Origin of the sequence: Jeotgalibacillus alimentarius (genome assembly GCF_000829445.1) — a bacterium.
GTDB lineage: Bacteria > Bacillota > Bacilli > Bacillales > Jeotgalibacillaceae > Jeotgalibacillus > Jeotgalibacillus alimentarius.
Genome location: NZ_JXRQ01000024.1, coordinates 1 through 17,344 on the forward strand (window position 1 = coordinate 1; position 17,344 = coordinate 17,344).

At 43.0% G+C, this 17,344-nt stretch carries 14 protein-coding genes and 1 tRNA gene; 4 read left to right on the top strand and 11 right to left on the bottom strand.

Annotated elements, in window-relative coordinates:
- Nucleotides 1–299 precede the first annotated feature (299 nt).
- Nucleotides 300–1,184: a DMT family transporter gene (locus KP77_RS12110; RefSeq protein ID WP_041122995.1), complete on the bottom strand. Its 885-nt coding sequence runs from the start codon at nucleotides 1,182–1,184 to the stop codon at nucleotides 300–302.
- 146 nt (nucleotides 1,185–1,330) lie between these two features.
- Between KP77_RS12110 and KP77_RS12115 the strand changes: the two genes are divergently transcribed.
- Complete coding sequence (locus KP77_RS12115) at nucleotides 1,331–1,966, top strand: MgtC/SapB family protein (protein WP_052474193.1); 636 nt, start codon at nucleotides 1,331–1,333, stop codon at nucleotides 1,964–1,966.
- Between the two features lie 59 nt (nucleotides 1,967–2,025).
- Here KP77_RS12115 and KP77_RS12120 read toward each other — a convergent pair.
- Nucleotides 2,026–2,097, bottom strand: a tRNA-Ala gene (locus tag KP77_RS12120).
- Nucleotides 2,098–2,194: 97 nt separating this feature from the next.
- Here KP77_RS12120 and KP77_RS12125 point away from each other — a divergent pair.
- Nucleotides 2,195–2,935 carry a potassium channel family protein gene (locus KP77_RS12125; RefSeq protein WP_052474153.1) on the top strand — a complete coding sequence of 247 codons (741 nt, stop codon included), beginning with the start codon at nucleotides 2,195–2,197 and terminating at the stop codon, nucleotides 2,933–2,935.
- Here the strand turns inward: KP77_RS12125 and KP77_RS12130 are convergent.
- From KP77_RS12130 to KP77_RS12140, 3 genes are all read right to left on the bottom strand, one after another.
- Nucleotides 2,913–3,329 (bottom strand): YugN family protein, encoded by a 417-nt coding sequence (locus tag KP77_RS12130; protein WP_041122997.1) that lies wholly within the window; start codon nucleotides 3,327–3,329, stop codon nucleotides 2,913–2,915. The genes KP77_RS12125 and KP77_RS12130 overlap by 23 nt on opposite strands.
- Nucleotides 3,330–3,420: 91 nt before the next feature.
- Entirely contained in the window at nucleotides 3,421–4,770 is a 1,350-nt protein-coding gene (locus tag KP77_RS12135; protein WP_041122998.1) for a glucose-6-phosphate isomerase, read from the bottom strand.
- 236 nt (nucleotides 4,771–5,006) lie between these two features.
- Nucleotides 5,007–6,170, bottom strand: a complete 1,164-nt coding sequence (locus tag KP77_RS12140) for an iron-containing alcohol dehydrogenase (RefSeq protein ID WP_041122999.1) — start codon at nucleotides 6,168–6,170, stop codon at nucleotides 5,007–5,009.
- Between the two features lie 141 nt (nucleotides 6,171–6,311).
- On the opposite strand from KP77_RS12140, the gene KP77_RS12145 reads away from it, so the two are divergent.
- The gene (locus KP77_RS12145; RefSeq protein ID WP_041123000.1) at nucleotides 6,312–6,545 is read left to right on the top strand and encodes a DUF378 domain-containing protein; all 234 of its coding nucleotides are present in this window, start codon (nucleotides 6,312–6,314) and stop codon (nucleotides 6,543–6,545) included.
- A 52-nt stretch (nucleotides 6,546–6,597) separates the two neighbouring features.
- On the opposite strand, the gene KP77_RS12150 is transcribed toward KP77_RS12145, so the two are convergent.
- The 3 genes from KP77_RS12150 to pruA all read right to left on the bottom strand — a co-directional run bounded on the left by KP77_RS12150 (nucleotide 6,598) and on the right by pruA (nucleotide 10,965).
- Complete coding sequence (locus KP77_RS12150; protein ID WP_041123001.1) at nucleotides 6,598–7,842, bottom strand: Glu/Leu/Phe/Val family dehydrogenase; 1,245 nt, start codon at nucleotides 7,840–7,842, stop codon at nucleotides 6,598–6,600.
- Between the two features lie 92 nt (nucleotides 7,843–7,934).
- Complete coding sequence (locus tag KP77_RS12155; RefSeq protein ID WP_041123002.1) at nucleotides 7,935–9,125, bottom strand: ornithine--oxo-acid transaminase; 1,191 nt, start codon at nucleotides 9,123–9,125, stop codon at nucleotides 7,935–7,937.
- A gap of 295 nt (nucleotides 9,126–9,420) precedes the next feature.
- The gene (pruA, locus tag KP77_RS12160) at nucleotides 9,421–10,965 is read right to left on the bottom strand and encodes an L-glutamate gamma-semialdehyde dehydrogenase (protein WP_407637929.1); all 1,545 of its coding nucleotides are present in this window, start codon (nucleotides 10,963–10,965) and stop codon (nucleotides 9,421–9,423) included.
- A gap of 182 nt (nucleotides 10,966–11,147) precedes the next feature.
- Between pruA and KP77_RS12165 the strand changes: the two genes are divergently transcribed.
- Nucleotides 11,148–12,470 carry an AAA-type ATPase lid domain-containing protein gene (locus tag KP77_RS12165; protein ID WP_052474155.1) on the top strand — a complete coding sequence of 441 codons (1,323 nt, stop codon included), beginning with the start codon at nucleotides 11,148–11,150 and terminating at the stop codon, nucleotides 12,468–12,470.
- A 289-nt stretch (nucleotides 12,471–12,759) separates the two neighbouring features.
- Here the strand turns inward: KP77_RS12165 and yugI are convergent, their stop codons facing one another.
- The 3 genes from yugI to KP77_RS12180 all read right to left on the bottom strand — a co-directional run bounded on the left by yugI (nucleotide 12,760) and on the right by KP77_RS12180 (nucleotide 17,253).
- Complete coding sequence (gene yugI / locus KP77_RS12170; RefSeq protein WP_039810634.1) at nucleotides 12,760–13,140, bottom strand: S1 domain-containing post-transcriptional regulator GSP13; 381 nt, start codon at nucleotides 13,138–13,140, stop codon at nucleotides 12,760–12,762.
- A 76-nt stretch (nucleotides 13,141–13,216) separates the two neighbouring features.
- A complete protein-coding gene (locus KP77_RS12175; protein WP_041123004.1) occupies nucleotides 13,217–15,169 on the bottom strand; it encodes a hypothetical protein in 1,953 nt (650 codons plus the stop codon).
- Complete coding sequence (locus tag KP77_RS12180) at nucleotides 15,169–17,253, bottom strand: hypothetical protein (protein ID WP_041123005.1); 2,085 nt, start codon at nucleotides 17,251–17,253, stop codon at nucleotides 15,169–15,171. The genes KP77_RS12175 and KP77_RS12180 overlap by 1 nt, the downstream gene beginning before the upstream one ends.
- Between the last annotated feature and the right edge of the window lie 91 nt (nucleotides 17,254–17,344).

Genomic DNA, 17,344 nt, shown 5'->3' on the forward strand with positions numbered 1-17,344 from the left:
TCTCCGTAAAGTGTTTGAAAAGCTCATTGTCTTTTTTGTTCGAAAAAGACTTAAAATCTTAAAACGTTGACGTTTGGTTGTTTAGTTTTCAAGGTTCAAATACTTCTTTAGTCGTGAGTGTTTCGCACTCGAGCGACTTAATCATCATATCTCTTTTCCCTTTAAGAGTCAACACTTTTTTGAAGAAAATCATTTCGTTGTGCTGTGCGTTTGACTCTCGCGTCTCTTAAGGACAGGTAATAATATATCACGGCATTTAATATCGTGCAATACCTTTTTGAAAAAACTTTTGATTTTCTTTAAGAAACTTTGATTCTCCTAATTGTCAGGATGAAAAATCCAAGACTCAGCAGAATGATTGACCCTCCTGTTAATTGCGACACACTCAGCGCTTCTCCTAATATGAAATAGGCAAATACTGCTGCACCGACCGGTTCAAACAGGATAGCCATTGAAATCACTGTTGTGCTCACCCACTTCACTGCCCAGTTAAAAAGCGAATGGCCAAATAAGGTAGGCAGGATTGCCAGACTGACAAAGATCACCCACTCATTAACTTCAAATGGTCCAAGTGATTCTCCTTTTATCAGAACATAAAGTAGTAATAGAATTGCACTGACTGAATAGACGAGAAAAGTGTATGTAGTCAATGTGAGATTTTGACGGACACTTTGGCCAAACAAAAGATAGCCGGTTACGAATGCACATGATATTAAAGCTAGAATATCACCGACTAGTGCCATTCCACTGACCTGTAGATCTCCTAACCCAATAAGAACACTTCCTGCTATCGCAACGACTGCTGAGATCATAGCCTGAGGTGTAATTCTTTCCTTAAATAAAAAGTACGCTCCAACAAAAGCAAATAACGGCTGCATCGTCACCAGAACAGTTGAACTTGCTACAGACGTATACTGCAGTGATTCAAACCATAAAATAAAATGTAATGCCAGCAGCACTCCTGCCGCGATTGTAAGAATCCAGTCTTTTCTCTGTAAGTGCTTAACCTCTTTAACGTGCCCTCTCAGAAAGAAAGGCAATAATATCAGCGCACTGAAAAACATTCTATAGAATGCGATGACACCAGGTTCACCGGATGACAGCTTTACAAGAATAGCTGAAAATGAAACTGTAATAACACCTATAATAATTGCTAATGGAGCCAGCTTTTCCCCTAATTGCATCGTACAATCCCCTTTACCGCTGTATAATATGATTAAGCACGTCTACATCCTTACTTTGATTGATTTCCAATGATAATTCAAGGGGGTGCCGGGATTTGATTAATGAAGAACTTTTAATAAAACTTGGGATTACAGCCGTTTTGGGTATGATCATCGGGATTGAACGCGAACTAAAGAGAAAGCCTGTTGGTCTTAAGACGAGCCTTGTCATCTCAATTGCCAGCTGCCTCCTTACAATCGTATCAATCGAGTCAGCGTATTCGTTCAGTGGTGATGAAGAAGTAAATATTACGATGGACCCGCTCCGGCTCGCTGCTCAGATTGTATCCGGAATCGGCTTCCTTGGAGCAGGCGTGATTCTCCACAAGGGAAATGATACGATTTCAGGACTTACAACCGCTGCAATTATCTGGGGCGCTGCAGGTGTCGGAATTGCAGTTGGCGCAGGATTTTATATTGAAGCAACGATGGGCGTCATCTTAATTATTGTAAGTGTTGAGCTCCTTCCATTTATTCTAAAGTGGACCGGTCCTTCACACTTCAGACAGAAGGAGATCTATATCAAGGTGATTCTTACGAAGGCTGATCAGGGTAAACATCTCCTGGATCAATTGAAAGCTGATGGTGTTGTGATTGAACATATGAGATTAAAAGATACGAAAGAAAGATTGCACATGGTTGAACTGACCGCTTCAATCCCAATCAGACAAAGTGTAACTGAACTCTACAGCTCTCTTTCAATCATGGATGATGTCGAAGGTGTTGAGATTGAATCAAGATAAGATTGATGATAGGACGTAAAAAAACCTTGAAGCTTTTATGGCTTCAAGGTTTTTTTATATGGAGCTAAGGGGATTCGAACCCCTGACCTCTTCACTGCCAGTGAAGCATTCTCCCACTGAACTATAGCCCCGCGCAAGAACTATTATACCCTTAAATTGACATCGTGCAAGGTACGCGGGAATAATTTTTTTGTTAAAAAGGCAATACTGATGTGGAGGTGAAGTGCGATGATTCAGCATATTAGCAGACTTCCAAAATGGCTGTTCGTAATATTGGCTGTTTTCCTGCTCGTTTTTTCAGGAGGGATCACCATTCATTTAATTGAACCTGATACGTTTAAAACAATTGAAGATGGCTGGTGGTGGGCTCTTGTTACGATTTCTACACTTGGTTACGGAGATCTTGTCCCAGTAAGTTCTCAGGGAAGGTTTTTTGCTGCCGTGCTTTTATTGATCGGCGCAGGTCTTCTTTCCAGTTATTTCTTCATGTTTGCAGCTTATGCGGTCCGATCACAGCAGGCTTATATGGAAGGAGCCGCAGGGGCTGCGTTAGTTGATCATGTGATCGTAGTTGGCTGGAATGCCCGGGCATTTTATCTCATATCCCGTTTAGAGAACGATATTTTAATTATTGATCAGACGCTGAACAGCCACCCGATGTATGAACAAAAACACGTGAGTTTTATCAAGGGAGCAGCAAATCACACTGCCGATTTACATAAAGCATGTGTTGAAAACGCAAAGGAATTGATTATCACTGCAGATCAGCACTTAAATGAAGAAGCCGCTGATGCACAGACGATCTTAACAATCCTGACAGCTAAAAGGCTGAATCCCTCAATCAGATGTGTAGCAGAATTGATTTCTGACCAGCTGACTGAACAGGCATTAGCTGCAGGCGCAGATGCGATCGTCAAGACAAAGCAGGTAATTGGAGAAGCACTGCTCAGTCAGCATAAACCTGATTGAGCAGTTTTTCCGCACGTTCGAGTGCAGCTGAACCATGTTCAATTTGCTCAGGCGTAAGCGGTGCATCCTGATCTTCTGGGGACTGAAATTGATTAAACGCAGCTGAAACTGCACCGGATGAAGCATCCTGATCACGATCCGGATCGTACTGATGAGATAAAAGAAACGGCTGAAGCATTCTAACCGTACTGTCGTCTTTATCAAGTTCTCCACCTTCAGCCTCAAACGGCAGCCTTAAATACAGATAATCGCCCTGCTGTTCAAGTAACAGATCGAAACTGCCGTGATCGTATTCCCAGTTCCCACCAATTACATACCCCTCTTTTTTTAAGCGGTCTTCAAGCAGTATAAGCGGAAATTCCATTCCTTCTATAGAGGATTGAAACGTATGCATGTCTTCACACTCCTTTATATATAGGATATCCGCAGCGTTTAGAACTATGTAAAAAAGACTGCCCTTTTACATAAAGGACAGTCCTGTTGCATTACTTCAAACGCTTTTCAAGTTCAGCTTTTTTCTCTTCAAAGCCAGGCTTTCCAAGCAATGCAAACATATTTACTTTGTATGCTTCAACACCCGGCTGGTCAAATGGGTTAACACCGAGAAGATAGCCGCTCACTGCGCAGGCTTTCTCAAAGAAATAAACCATGTAGCCAAATGTATAAGCATCCATCGCAGGGATTTCAAGAATCAGGTTCGGCACACCGCCGTCAGTGTGCGCGAGCAGTGTTCCTTGAAATGCTTTGTTATTAACAAAGTCTACAGTCTCTCCTGCAAGGTAGTTTAGACCGTCAAGATCACTGTCAGCTTCTTCGATTGTCAGCTCATGACGCGGATTTTTCACTTTTACAACGGTTTCGAAAATGTCGCGTCGGCCTTCCTGAACATACTGACCAAGTGAATGCAGATCAGTTGAGAAGTTTGCGGATGAAGGGAAAATGCCTTTTAAATCCTTCCCTTCACTTTCCCCGAACAGCTGCTTCCACCATTCATTAAAGTACTGAAGGCCCGGCTCATAGTTGATCAGCATTTCAATCGTTTTCCCTTTATTGTAAAGAACGTTACGGATTGCTGCGTATTGATAAGCACCATTTTCTGAAAGCTCAGGTGTGCTGTATTCTTCACGCGCATCAGCCGCACCCTTCATCATCGCTTCAATATCAATACCAGCAGCGGCAATCGGTAATAAGCCTACCGCTGTCAGAACAGAATAGCGACCGCCAACATCATCAGGCACAACAAATGTTTCGAAACCTTCTTCAGATGCGAGAGTCTTAAGGGCACCTTTTTCTTTATCTGTTGTTGCATAAATGCGTGATTTCGCTTCCTCTTTACCGTACTTCTCTTCAAGCATTTTTCTGAACACGCGGAAAGCAATCGCCGGTTCAGTTGTCGTACCTGATTTTGAGATCACGTTAATTGAAAAATCTTTTCCTTCAAGAAGGTCCATCAGGTCTCTCATATATGTAGAGCTGATGTTATTTCCAACGAAAAGAACCTGTGGTGATTTTCTCTGATCTTTTGATAGCGCATTGTAGAAGCTGTGGTTCAGCATTTCAAGAGCAGCTCGTGCACCAAGGTATGAACCGCCAATCCCAATCACTAACAGTACATCAGAATCTTTACGGATTTTTTCAGCTGACTGCTGGATGCGTGCAAATTCTTCTTTGTCATAGTTAACCGGAAGATCTACCCATCCTAAAAAGTCGCTTCCTGCACCAGTTCCCGCGTGAAGTGATTCATGCGCCTGCTTGACTGCGCCCTGCAGATAAGTCAGTTCATGTTCACCGAAAAATTCAAGTGCATTTGAATAATCAAAACGAATTGAAGTCATATCGTTTTATCCTCCTTAGTTTTTCTTTCTTCACTTTATATGATGTCTATAGGAGAATCAAGAATGGTCCTGATTGTAAACGGATTCATTTAGAAAAAAGTTTATTTCACTTTTAAAATTTGGAAAGTGACAGCAAAGTGGTTGACTTACGCTTCAATGAACCTGACTTTTCATATAAAAAAGGAGTATCACGCTGCATAGTACAGCATGATACTCTTTTTAAACAGATTTCAGTTTTACAGTGATGCAGTCAGAATCTTCACTACATCATCTTTATTTAATTTCTTAAAGTTACCGAATTCACCGTTGACCATTGCTTTGTCAGCCATCAGGTCAACTTTTTCGTCAGTGATATCGTAGTCGGCTAGTGTTGAAGGTGCACCGATCTCATTCCAGAATTCACGCAGACGTGCAATTCCTTCTTCACCGATTTCACGGTCAGATTTACCTTCAGGGTCAACGTCAAATACGCGAACTGCCATTTGTGCGAAGCGTGCTTCGTTGACTTCAAGATTATGCTTCATCCAGTTCGGGAACAGAATGGCCAGACCGCCGGCATGCGGAATATCATACACTGCTGATACAGCGTGCTCAATATTATGTGATGCCCAGTCGCCTCTGTAACCCATCTGCAGCATACCATTTAATGCGAGTGTACCACTGTAAAGGATTGTCTCACGCAACTCATAATTTTCAAGGTCATTAACAAGCTTCGGTGCTGTTTCAATCACTGTGCGCAGCACACTTTCAATTAAGCGGTCCTGTACTGGTGTATTTGAAACATTGTGATAGTACTGCTCAAATAAGTGACTCATCATATCGACCATACCATAGATTGTCTGATCTTTTGGTACTGTAAATGTGTTTTGCGGATCAAGAATCGAGAACTGCGGGAATGTGGCAGGACTTCCCCAGCCGTACTTTTCCTGTGTCTCTTCGTTAGTAATAACAGAACCTGCATTCATTTCAGAGCCTGTTGCAGCAAGTGTCAGTACTGTACCGAATGGAAGTGCTTCACTCGCAAATGCTTTCTTTGTGACAAGGTTCCATGCAGCGCCGTCATATTTTGCCCCTGCTGCGATCAGCTTTGTGCAGTCAATCACACTTCCGCCGCCTACAGCAAGAATGAAATCAATGTTTTCTTTCTTCGCGATCTCAATTCCCTTTTCTGCAGTTGTCAGTCTCGGGTTCGGCTCTACACCTGAAAGTTCAAATACTTCAGCATTGATTTCTTTTAAAAGACCTGTGATCTGATCATACAGACCGTTCTTTTTAATGCTGCCTCCACCATATACCATCAATACTTTACTGCCGTATTTAGGGATTTCTTCTTTTAATTGTTCAGTCTGATCTTTTCCGAAAATAAGTTTTACCGGATTATAAAAAGTAAATGTATCCATTGTGATGCCTCCTCTAAGGTTATGGAATCCACTTTTTATTATCTTTCATGAGGTCATCGAATGCAATTGAGATGCTTACACGGAATAGTCAAACCGCTGCCGGCAAATAATAAAGGAACGCTGACGGAAAGGAGGGATTGGATGCATACTGTTCAGAGAACTGCGCTCTTATTAACTGTCATCGGTGCGTTGAACTGGGGGCTTGTAGGCTTTTTTCAGTTTGATGCTGTAGCTGCAATATTCGGCGGGGTTGAGTCGACTGGGGCAAGAATTGTATATGGTCTTGTCGGAATCGCCGGATTGATTAATCTGGGCTTACTTTTTAAATCCTGGGAACCTGCTGTACGTGAAGAAAGAGACCCTGCACCAGTGTAATTCCACTAAAAAAGGGTTGCCTGCGTTCAGGCAACCCTTTCCTATCATTTGATTATACCCAGCCTCTGAAGCGGCTTGCTTCAGCAGATTTACGTACGCCGACCATGTAAGCAGCCAGTCGCATATTGACGCGTCTGCTTTGAGACAGATCATAAACCTGATTGAATGCATCAACAAGCTTCTTTTCAAGCTTTTCATTTACTTCTTCTTCAGTCCAGTAGTATCCCTGATTGTTCTGTACCCATTCGAAATAGGACACAGTTACGCCTCCTGCACTTGCAAGTACATCCGGGACAAGCAGTACGCCGCGCTCGTTCAGACGGTTCGTTGCTTCAAGCGTAGTTGGACCATTTGCAGCTTCAACGACAATTGACGCTTTAATGTTATCCACGTTTTTAGCAGTAATCTGGTTAGAAACTGCTGCCGGCACAAGAATGTCGCAGTCAATTTCAAGCAATTCTTCATTTGTTAACGTATTTTCAAACAGTGTTGTCACTGTTCCGAAGCTGTCTCTGCGGTCAAGCAGATAGTCGATATCGAGTCCATCAGGATCATGGATCGCACCGTGTGCATCGGAAATCGCGATCACTTTGGCACCTGCATCATGCATGAATTTTGCCAGGAAGCTTCCTGCGTTACCAAATCCCTGCACGACTACGCGTGCGCCTTTAATATCAATTCCGCGTTTTTTTGCGGCCTGGTCAATACAGATTGTTACCCCTTGTGCAGTTGCTTTTTCACGCCCCTGTGAACCACCGAGTACGATTGGCTTCCCAGTGATAAAACCAGGGTTGTTGAATTCATCAATCCGGCTATACTCATCCATCATCCACGCCATAATCTGAGAGTTTGTGTATACATCAGGTGCAGGAATATCCTTAGTAGGTCCTACAATCTGACTGATCGCACGTACATATGCACGGCTTAATCTCTCAAGCTCTCCCATTGACATTGTTCTGGGATCACAGATGATTCCGCCTTTACCGCCGCCGTATGGAAGATCAACAATTCCACACTTCAGCGTCATCCACATCGAAAGTGCCTTTACTTCTTCTTCATCCACATCAGGGTGGAAACGTACGCCGCCTTTAGTCGGACCAACAGAATCGTTGTGCTGGGCACGGTATCCTGTGAATACACGCGTACTTCCATCATCCATGCGGACTGGCATGCGCACAGTGAGAAGGCGCATTGGTTCTTTCATCAGTTCAAAAACTGCATCATCGTACCCCATTTTTGTCAGTGCTTCGTGAATAACCTCTTGCGTAGACGTAAAGAGATTCAAATTTTCTGCCATGATTATTGTTCGCCTCTTTTATTTCAATAGTATGAATCGGCATTATTGTAACATAACCAGCATATTAAGACGATGGTTTTGTTAACAAAACTTTAAGAAAGAACCCGTGTGATTTTTTCGATTGCCCAGTCAAGTTCCTCTTTGGAAATGACTAGCGGTGGAGCAAAACGGATCACCGTTTCATGCGTTTCTTTACAAAGCAGTCCTTCGTGCTTTAATTCCTCACAATACTTTCTTGCAGGCTCAGTCAATTCCATTCCGATAAATAAGCCGCTTCCACGGATTTCCTTAATCATCGGGTTATCGATTTTCTTTAAAGCGTCCATAAAGTATTCACCCATTTCAAGTGAACGCTCAGCCAGCTTTTCTTCTTTCAGCACTTCAAGTGAAGCGATCGAAACGGCACATGCCATTGGATTGCCTCCGAATGTTGACCCGTGTGAACCCGGGTTGAAGACGCCAAGTACATCTTTATCAGCTACCACACATGAGATCGGGAATACGCCGCCGCCAAGTGCTTTTCCTAAAATGTACATGTCAGGATTCACATCTTCCCATTCACATGCAAACATTTTTCCCGAGCGGCAAAGGCCCGCCTGGATCTCATCAGCAATAAACAGTACATTATGTTTTTCACAAAGTTCTTTTGCAGCCTTCAGGAATCCTTTTGGCGGGAATACGATACCCGCTTCACCCTGAATCGGTTCAATTAAAAAAGCGGCAGTATTTTTTGAAATCGCCTGCTCAAGCGCTTCAAGGTCACCATAAGGAATTAACTTAATGCCAGGCAGCATTGGACCGAATCCACGCTGATACTCTTCTTCAGATGATAGAGAAACTGCAGTCATAGTACGGCCATGGAAGTTACCGTGACATGCAATGATTTCTGCCTGATCCTTTTCAACGCCTTTTACTTCATAAGCCCAGCGGCGTGCCGTTTTCACTGCCGTTTCAACCGCTTCAGCTCCCGTGTTCATTGGCAGTGCCATTTCTTTTCCTGATAATTCACAGATCAGTTCATACCATGGTGCGAGCTGATCATTGTGGAAAGCACGTGAAGTCAGTGTCACGCGGTCCGCCTGATCTTTGAGCGCCTGAATAATTTTCGGGTGACGGTGCCCCTGGTTGACTGCTGAGTATGCACTTAGCATATCCATGTATTTGTTGCCTTCAGGGTCCTTTACCCATACGCCTTCTGCTTCTGAAATAACGATTGGCAGTGGATGATAGTTGTTTGCGCCGTAGCGTTCTGTTTTTTCGATAATTGATGTTGAGTTGACCATTTTATTTTCCTCCTATTAAAATTCTCTGTTGAAGCGGGCTGTTGATTTCCGCTCCAAGGGAACGCTTTCCGCAGGGCCGGCGGTGAGCCTCCTCGACGCTTCGCGTCTGCGGGGTCTCACCTGTCCGACTTCTCCTGCTGGAGTCGTCCCCTTCCGCTCCAATCACCAGCTGTGCTAGAACAACATTTGACTTTAATATCATTAATTTAAAAAAGGCAGGAAGAGACTGGCAAATACTGCCCGTGTTACAGACGCATCTGTTCAATCTCTTACCTGCCGGCTTATTCGTTAAAGCTTATAGCATTTCTGAAGTTGTTTTAGCCTGCATGTGAAGTGTCAGGTAATCCGGTCCGCCAGCTTTTGAATCTGTACCGGACATGTCGAATCCGCCGAATGGCTGATAGCCAACAATGGCACCTGTACATCCACGGTTGAAGTAAAGGTTTCCGACGTGGAAATCTTCACGCGCCTGCTCCTGGTGCATGCGGTTATTTGTGATAACAGCACCAGTCAGACCGTATTCTGTATCATTGGCAATCTCGATTGCTTCGTCAAAGTTTTTCGCTTTTGTAAATGCAACAACCGGTCCAAAGATTTCTTCCTGCATGATACGTGCTTTTGGAGAAACGTCAGCAAATACAGTCGGCTCAATGAAGAATCCTTTGCTGCTGTCGCCTTCTCCACCTGCAACCAGTCGTCCTTCTTCCTTACCAATATCAATATACCCCATAATCTTATCAAATGCAGCCTGATCAATCACAGGTCCCATGAAAGTATCCGGAGATTTTGTTTCACCAAGTGATAATTCTTTTGTTAATTCTACTACACGGTCAAGTACCTGATCGTATACTTCTTCAAGTACAACTGCTCTTGAACATGCAGAACATTTCTGACCGCTGAAGCCGAATGCTGACTTCACAATTGACTGTGCAGCCAGTTCAAGATCTGCTTCACTGTCTACTACGATTGTATCTTTACCGCCCATCTCAACGATGACACGCTTCAGCCATACCTGGCCGTCCTGCACTTTAGCAGCTCTTTCATAGATGCGTGTACCTACATCACGTGAACCTGTGAATGAGATAAAACGTGTTCTCGGGTGATCTACAAGGTAGTCGCCCACTTCTTTACCGCTGCCCGGAATATAGTTTACGACTCCTTTAGGCATACCGGCTTCTTCAAGCACTTCTACAAACTTCGCTGCAACAACCGGTGTTGTTGAAGCAGGCTTCAGAAGAACCGTGTTCCCTGTAACCATTGCTGCAACTGCAGTTCCTGCCATGATTGCAAATGCGAAGTTCCAAGGTGAGATAACGACACCTACACCAAGTGGAATGTAGTGATACTGGTTGAATTCGCCAGGACGGCTTTCAACTTTCTTGCCTTCTTTCATCGCACGCATTTCGCGGCCATAGTATTCCATGAAATCTATTGCTTCTGCTGTATCAGCATCCGCTTCATTCCAAGGCTTACCAGCTTCCTTTACAAGCAGTGCAGAGAACTCGTGCTTGCGGCGTCTTACGATTGCTGCTGCGCGGAAAAGAATGTCAGCACGTACTTCAGGCTTTACTTTTCTCCACGTCTTGAACGCTTCGTCTGCAGCCTGCATTGCTTTTTCTGCAAGCTCCTGGTTCGCTTTTGATACACGGCCTACAACTTCATCCTTCTTTGCAGGGTTATAAGATACAATTTTATCTTCTGTTACAACACGCTGGCCGTCAATGATCAGCGGATAATCCTGCCCTAAATATCCTTCAACGGTTTTCATACCGTCTTCGAATGCTTTTTTGTTTTCTTTTACCGAAAAATCAGTAAATGGCTCATGATTGTAAGGAATCATAATAAACCTCCTAATTATATAAGTATTGTTCCGGGCTTACGCAAAAAATATTTGCAGTAAGAAAACCCTTACATATATAATAATGCAAAAGATGATTGCATTTTTCAAGTATTTTCTCTTTTCAAATAATTAAAAAGCCAATCCACGTTGCAGAAATGCTTCATGAAGGGAGCGAAAAGACCTTGCACTCAATTCAGCATTCAGCTTTTATTTCTTCAATGATTGATGTTATTGACCGTGGTATTCATGTTGTGGATGCGAACGGACGAACCATTTTTTATAATCAGAAAATGCGTGAAATGGAAGGCACCGGCGATATTGATCTGCTTGACAGACGCCTGCTTGACGTCTTTCAGTTTCATCCTGACGACCAAAGTACACTGCTTCAGGCATTGACATTAAAAGAACCAATTCTGAACGTTCAGCAATCCTATTTTAATGTAAAAGGGCACGAAGTCACCGCAATTAACGATACGTATCCGATTATCATAGACGGCACGGTTCTTGGTGCCATTGAAATTGCCAGAGAGGTAACAGCGGTTGAGCACGATATCATCCCGCATAAAAAGCTGTCATCGTTCGATCACTGGGCAGGCACTTCCCCTCTCATCCAGCAGATGATTGATGAAGGAAAACGCGCTGCCGAAAGCGATGATTTTCTGTTGCTCTGCGGGGAGGCTGGTACCGGAAAAGAACTGCTTGCACAAAGTATTCATTTAGAGCGGGGGCTGCATGAAAGCAGCTTTATAGGAATTGATTTCAGGAGTTCGTCTGATGAACGGAGCGAGCGGTTTATTGAAGAGCTGCAAAGCAGCAGTAAAAAAACTTTTTTTATGGGCCACGCCGAATACCTGCCGATTGAGCTTCAGAAAAAACTCGCAGACAGACTGCTCATTGAAAAAAGACAGCCGCGTCATGAACGGGAAAATCTCATTTTAACACTGAGTGAGGATCCGATTGATGCCATTCAGTCAGGCAAACTCCTGAAAGAACTCTATTATGTGATCAGTGAGCGCACCGTATTTGTTCCGGCATTGAGGGAGCGTAAAGAGGATATCAGCGAACTCGTTCAATATTTTATCGAACAGTTCAATATCCGATTTCAAACGGCAGTTTCAGGAACTGCTGATGAAGTATTGAAGCTTTTTTGTGAGTATGACTGGCCCGGAAACGTCAGAGAGCTTGAGCACGTAATGGAAGCTTCCATGCTCGCACTCGGGACTGAAAATCAGATCTCTTATTCCCACCTGCCACACTATTTCAGGCTGAAGTTCGATGATCCCTCAAGCAGTATGCCTGCACTCGATGGTTCAGCTTTCATGGTGAAAGAAGGGAAAGCCTCTCAAACGCTCGACAGCTTTTTACAAGAAGCGGAATCTTATTATATTCAAAAGTCGCTGCAGTACCATGATTTTAATATCACGAAAACAGCGGATGCACTCGGAATGAGCAGGCAGAATCTGCAGTACCGTATGAAGAAGCATGGGTTGAAGGTGAAGGGGTAGGGTTAAGCGTTTTTGTTAGTTTTCGGGCGTGGTGGTGTAGCCCAGCGAATCATTGGTAAAGGTGATGGAATTAATGAATTGCTGATCGAATAACCTGCATTGGTGATAGATATTTTACCGCTCGCAGCGCAGAACGGTGAATTGCGCCAAAAGGTGATGGAATTATGTTCAAAGATGATACATTTATCAAAAAAGGTGATAGAATTCCAGCCACCTCTCTGCGTCCCAGCCGGCCAAACATCAAAAAAAGACTCATGCGGCAAACCCGCATGAGTCTTTTAATATCGTCTTATCGCTTCATGTCAGACTGATCAATCCACTCCTGAAGCTTATCTTTCAGGCTGTTGAAACCTGTAGTGTCTTCAGTGTGTGATACAGACTTAGAAGGCTGAGCACGGCGCTCTTTGCGCTGTGGCTTTTCAGGTGCTTCTTCAGTTGCACGGATTGACAGGCTGTATTTACCAGCATTTTCATCAACAGAAAGAACTTTTACGTTTACTTCCTGACCTACTGAAAGGTGATCGTTAATGTCGTTAACGAAACCGTGAGTTACTTCTGAAATGTGTACTAGACCTTGTGTATTTTCATCAAGTGCAACGAAAGCACCGTATGGCTGAATCCCTGTAACTTTACCTTTTAGTTCTTGTCCTGCTTCGAATTTTGTAGACATGGAAATCTCTCCTATAACCAATTATTTTTTATCGTTTTCACGCAATTATTGATTATATCACAAGTCTTCGACAAAATCAAAACCAGCTGAGATGATCAGCATCGAATTCAACCATCCATACACCATTTATTTCCTGCAAAACGATTTCTCTTTCGTCATAGTCCCCGCCTGACAAAGTCACGAGTGCTTTCCCATCTGCGAATGCTGTTTGGATAGATGTAAAACGGCCTGCCAGAAATTCTTGATCCGACCAGTTTATTTGATCATCAATCACAAATGTCCCGGGTACAGACATCATTTCAGCCACTTCAGGGTTATTTAAAGACATTGCATTCATATAAATAAGCACTGCTTCTTTTGGTAATAAGTAGCTTATATCACTGATGTTTTGAAAAGAATTAAGCATATTATATTTTTCCTGAAGGTTATCACTCAGCGGGAAATAAGCGTCATCATACCTGATACGGTACAGGACAGGGACCAGCGTATATTTGTCACGGATTTCTCTGACTTCATCAGTCATGATGTAATCTGTATCACCAAGGGCATTGTAAATATCACGGATATACCGTGCAGTTGAATACTTCTGTATGTTTTCCTCAGTGATTAACCCTTCCCAGATCTCAAGTACCTCGGGACGGACTCTTTGGGATTCGTCTGTGACATCAAGCAGAAACGCTTGAAAAAGTCTCGAATGTTCGATTAACATTTCCTTTGTCAGCCACTCATCGCCTGCCATACGGATGAGAATATCTTCAGATGTCAGCAGTTTGATAGACTGCTGTGCATAACTGTAGTCAGTTTCTCTGTCTTCAGTTACGTAAGGAAAATACTTTTTTTCTCTAATCATTCTGGCGTACTCGTCTGTTAAGAGACCATCTATTGCTCTATCAATTCGTTCTTCACTGTAATTCACATCAAAGGACTGCTGTTCAGACTGTATGGTCACTTCAAAACCATTTTCCTCAATTTTATCAATCAGCGCCTGTGCTTCATCTGAAAATTGAAACTGCGCAATGTCTGTTTCGAGCCCGTTTAATTCAGACTCGTATTGCAAAAGAACTTCTTCATACACGTTGATCATACCGAACGTATTGGATGTAAAGCGGGAAAGCAAGGCATCATTAGCCTGAAGGATAGCAAATGAGGTGCGCGTGGAAACCTGCTGGGCGTCACTGGCCAACTTATTGATCGGTGTAATCATCTCATTTGTTGCGAGGCGTTCTACATTTCTCATGCTTGAAATTGCGTTTCCGGCTGTTTCTTCTGTATCTGCAGTTGCTCCTAACTCCTCTACACTTTCCATCCTGGTGATCAGGTTTTCAACATATTCAAGTTCCTCAAGCTGTTCTCTATTCAGTCCAGTTTGTTCAGATAAAAAATTAACTGCATCTTCTACAGCCGAAGTCATGGCCTGCTGTGCTTCTGCAAGTGTCTTTGAATCAGGCTGCTCCGGCGCAAACGTTGTCTCTCCTGCACCATCATTGCTATTAGGGTCCTGAAGTAATAAAAATATGACTGCAATGATTGCAGCACCTGCTACTGTCATAACCGGCCAATTCAGATTCAATGGCTTTCTGTTACCGGTTTCAGCTGCTTCAGACATTTCAGAAGGAGCGTCCGGCAGTATTTCAGCGGGCTGCTCTTTCACTGTATCTGTCATCATTTTCATCAGCAGCCCGAGCTGTTCATCGCTGATCCTGTAACCAAACCTGTTCTCCATCCGTTCTTTCAGTTTGAGGAAAGCCTCTTTATCAAAAGCAGCTGTCTCATCAAAATAAGGCAGCAGCACATAGACACGGTCACGCATGTCCAATTGAGCGACTTCAAACCAGACCTCTTCATCTTCGTTATGTTTGAAAGTGTCTGACGTCTTTAAAGGGGGAACTGACTCCCCCTTTTCAATAATCAGGGGGACTCTCTTGCCTGCATGCTTCTTCATTGCCTCACGGATAATGCCTGCACGTACAGACAATGGCAGTCCTGCAGCAAATAAAAAATCATTCAGGCTTTTTTCAGTCTCCAGCATCAGCCACCCACCCCACTTGCCAACGCTTCAAAAATATCTGCTGAATTAAATTTAATATGGTATCTGTCTTCAGATTCAGTAATCGTAAAATTGATTGAATTTCTGCTTTGATCAAATGTCAATACCATTCCCTCATCTGATGAAGAGACAGGTATCAAATCATTAATACGTCCAAATTCGTATTCATATTGACTCGCAGCCTGCACAAAAGACTCGTAATCAGGAAGATCTTCTCCTTCAACGAGAGAGTACGCAGTTTCGTAATCCCCTGTTTCAAGTGCATTCAGGTAAAACACGATTAAAATTTGAGGATGAATAAAATCAATGCGCTCAAACCCTTCAGCTACATAGATTTGATATAGTTCCTCCATGTAACCGCTGAGCGGCATAGTCATAGTAGCTGATGAATGATTTGAATAATACAAAGGGTCAATATATTGACTGAATGGAGAAATAGAGACGTCTCCAAATCCCTCTATGAGCTCATAATCATTCTTTTCTGCAATCCATTGATTCAGAGACACTATTTTTCTAATGTTAGAACCATTGAATTTTTCGTCATTTAAAATATATTGCCATGCTTCACGATAATTTTCGGATATTTCTTTTCCAGCATACATCGAACGATCAAAACTAAGAGATTTTAATTGGTCTGTAAATTGATAACTCATCCCGTATGGCACCTGAAGTTCATAACCATACTGATTATCTCCACTATCTAACTCAGCTCTCATTAATTCCTGTTGTTTGAAAAGACCCGTCAACATTTTCTCAGTTTCGAGCAACTGATCTGCCCTTGCAATTAAATCCGCATCAAACTGATTGGCAGACATATTCATTTGCATACCCATTTCTGTGAACATACTAATAAACTTCTGATACTCGGGATGCAGGTAGTCAGTCTCCGCTAAAAACTCAGGGCCGCCATAAGATACAGTCGTAACCATTTGTTCATCTGTTTGCTGAAACGTTACTTCCATTCCATTAGCTGAAATCTTTTCAAACAAATCGCTGTGATTTTGTCTCAATTCTTCCTCAGTATAGTTATTTTCAAGAATGAGTTCATTTAGCTTTCTTTCGTAAGCCATCAGGAAGTCAGGTGCAGCATGCAGTAACGATGCAACTGCCTGATCACTTCTCATCAGATTGTTATCACCAGCCATATCACCTGCCTGTTCATAACTGTTGCGCAGTGCTATTAATGGCGGATCCATACTGTCAAGAACATAATCAGTATACTGTTTCATATCTTCAATACCCGGACCTGATACACCCACGTCAGGCTTCATCATCGTTCTGATGTAATCAATGTGGGAATCAGCCTGCTGGACCACCATCATAAAACGGAGATCACTTTCAGTCAGACCAAGTGTCTCAGCTAACTGTTCTTTTTTTTCAGTAACTGTTGTTTCGATTTCTTCAATCTCTTCATCTGTAAAGGCCTTCTCACTTGCCAGGTCATCAGCATCATCTTCATCAGCCTCCTGCGCACCTTGACCTTCGTCTGCAACAGGTGGATCACCAAGTAAAAACATCGCACCCGAAAGCAGCCCGATCACCAGTACTGCTGAAGCAATCGGCTTAACAGCTTTTTGCTTCTTTGCTGGCACAGGCTCAGGAGTCTCTTCCTCCCTGGGCAGTGATTCTCTGGACTCAGGCATTTCTTTATGATCATAAGTAGGTTTTAAAAACCTGAGAAGTTTCTCTGTCTGTGACTGATCTGTATCAAGATGATCAGACAGTCTCGTCAAACCTTCTTGATATTGGTCTGCACTGATCATGTTCTGAAGCTGATCTGACTGATGAAAAATAGTCAGCGCTACTGCTGATTTCAAGTGTAATGGCAGCTCCTGCAACGCTTCATGAATTTCCTGATCATCTGCATGCGGAGAGATCGTTTCAATTTCAGGCTGTATATGTGATGCCTCATCTAAAATGATCTGCATACAGTCAGATTCACTTTCAGGCTCGGCTTTAAATAGCTTGCCGCTGACCCTCTCACGTTCAGATTCAGGAAAACCGAGCTGTATCATAAGCTGTTCAGCTTTATTTTTCCAGTAAGGTTCTTCTATTGAAAATTGCATGATTTCACCCCTATTTATTACCATTATACCGTTTTTCATGAGGCATTTGGTCCAATTAATGGAATTCACTGAACATTTTTAAAAAATCTCT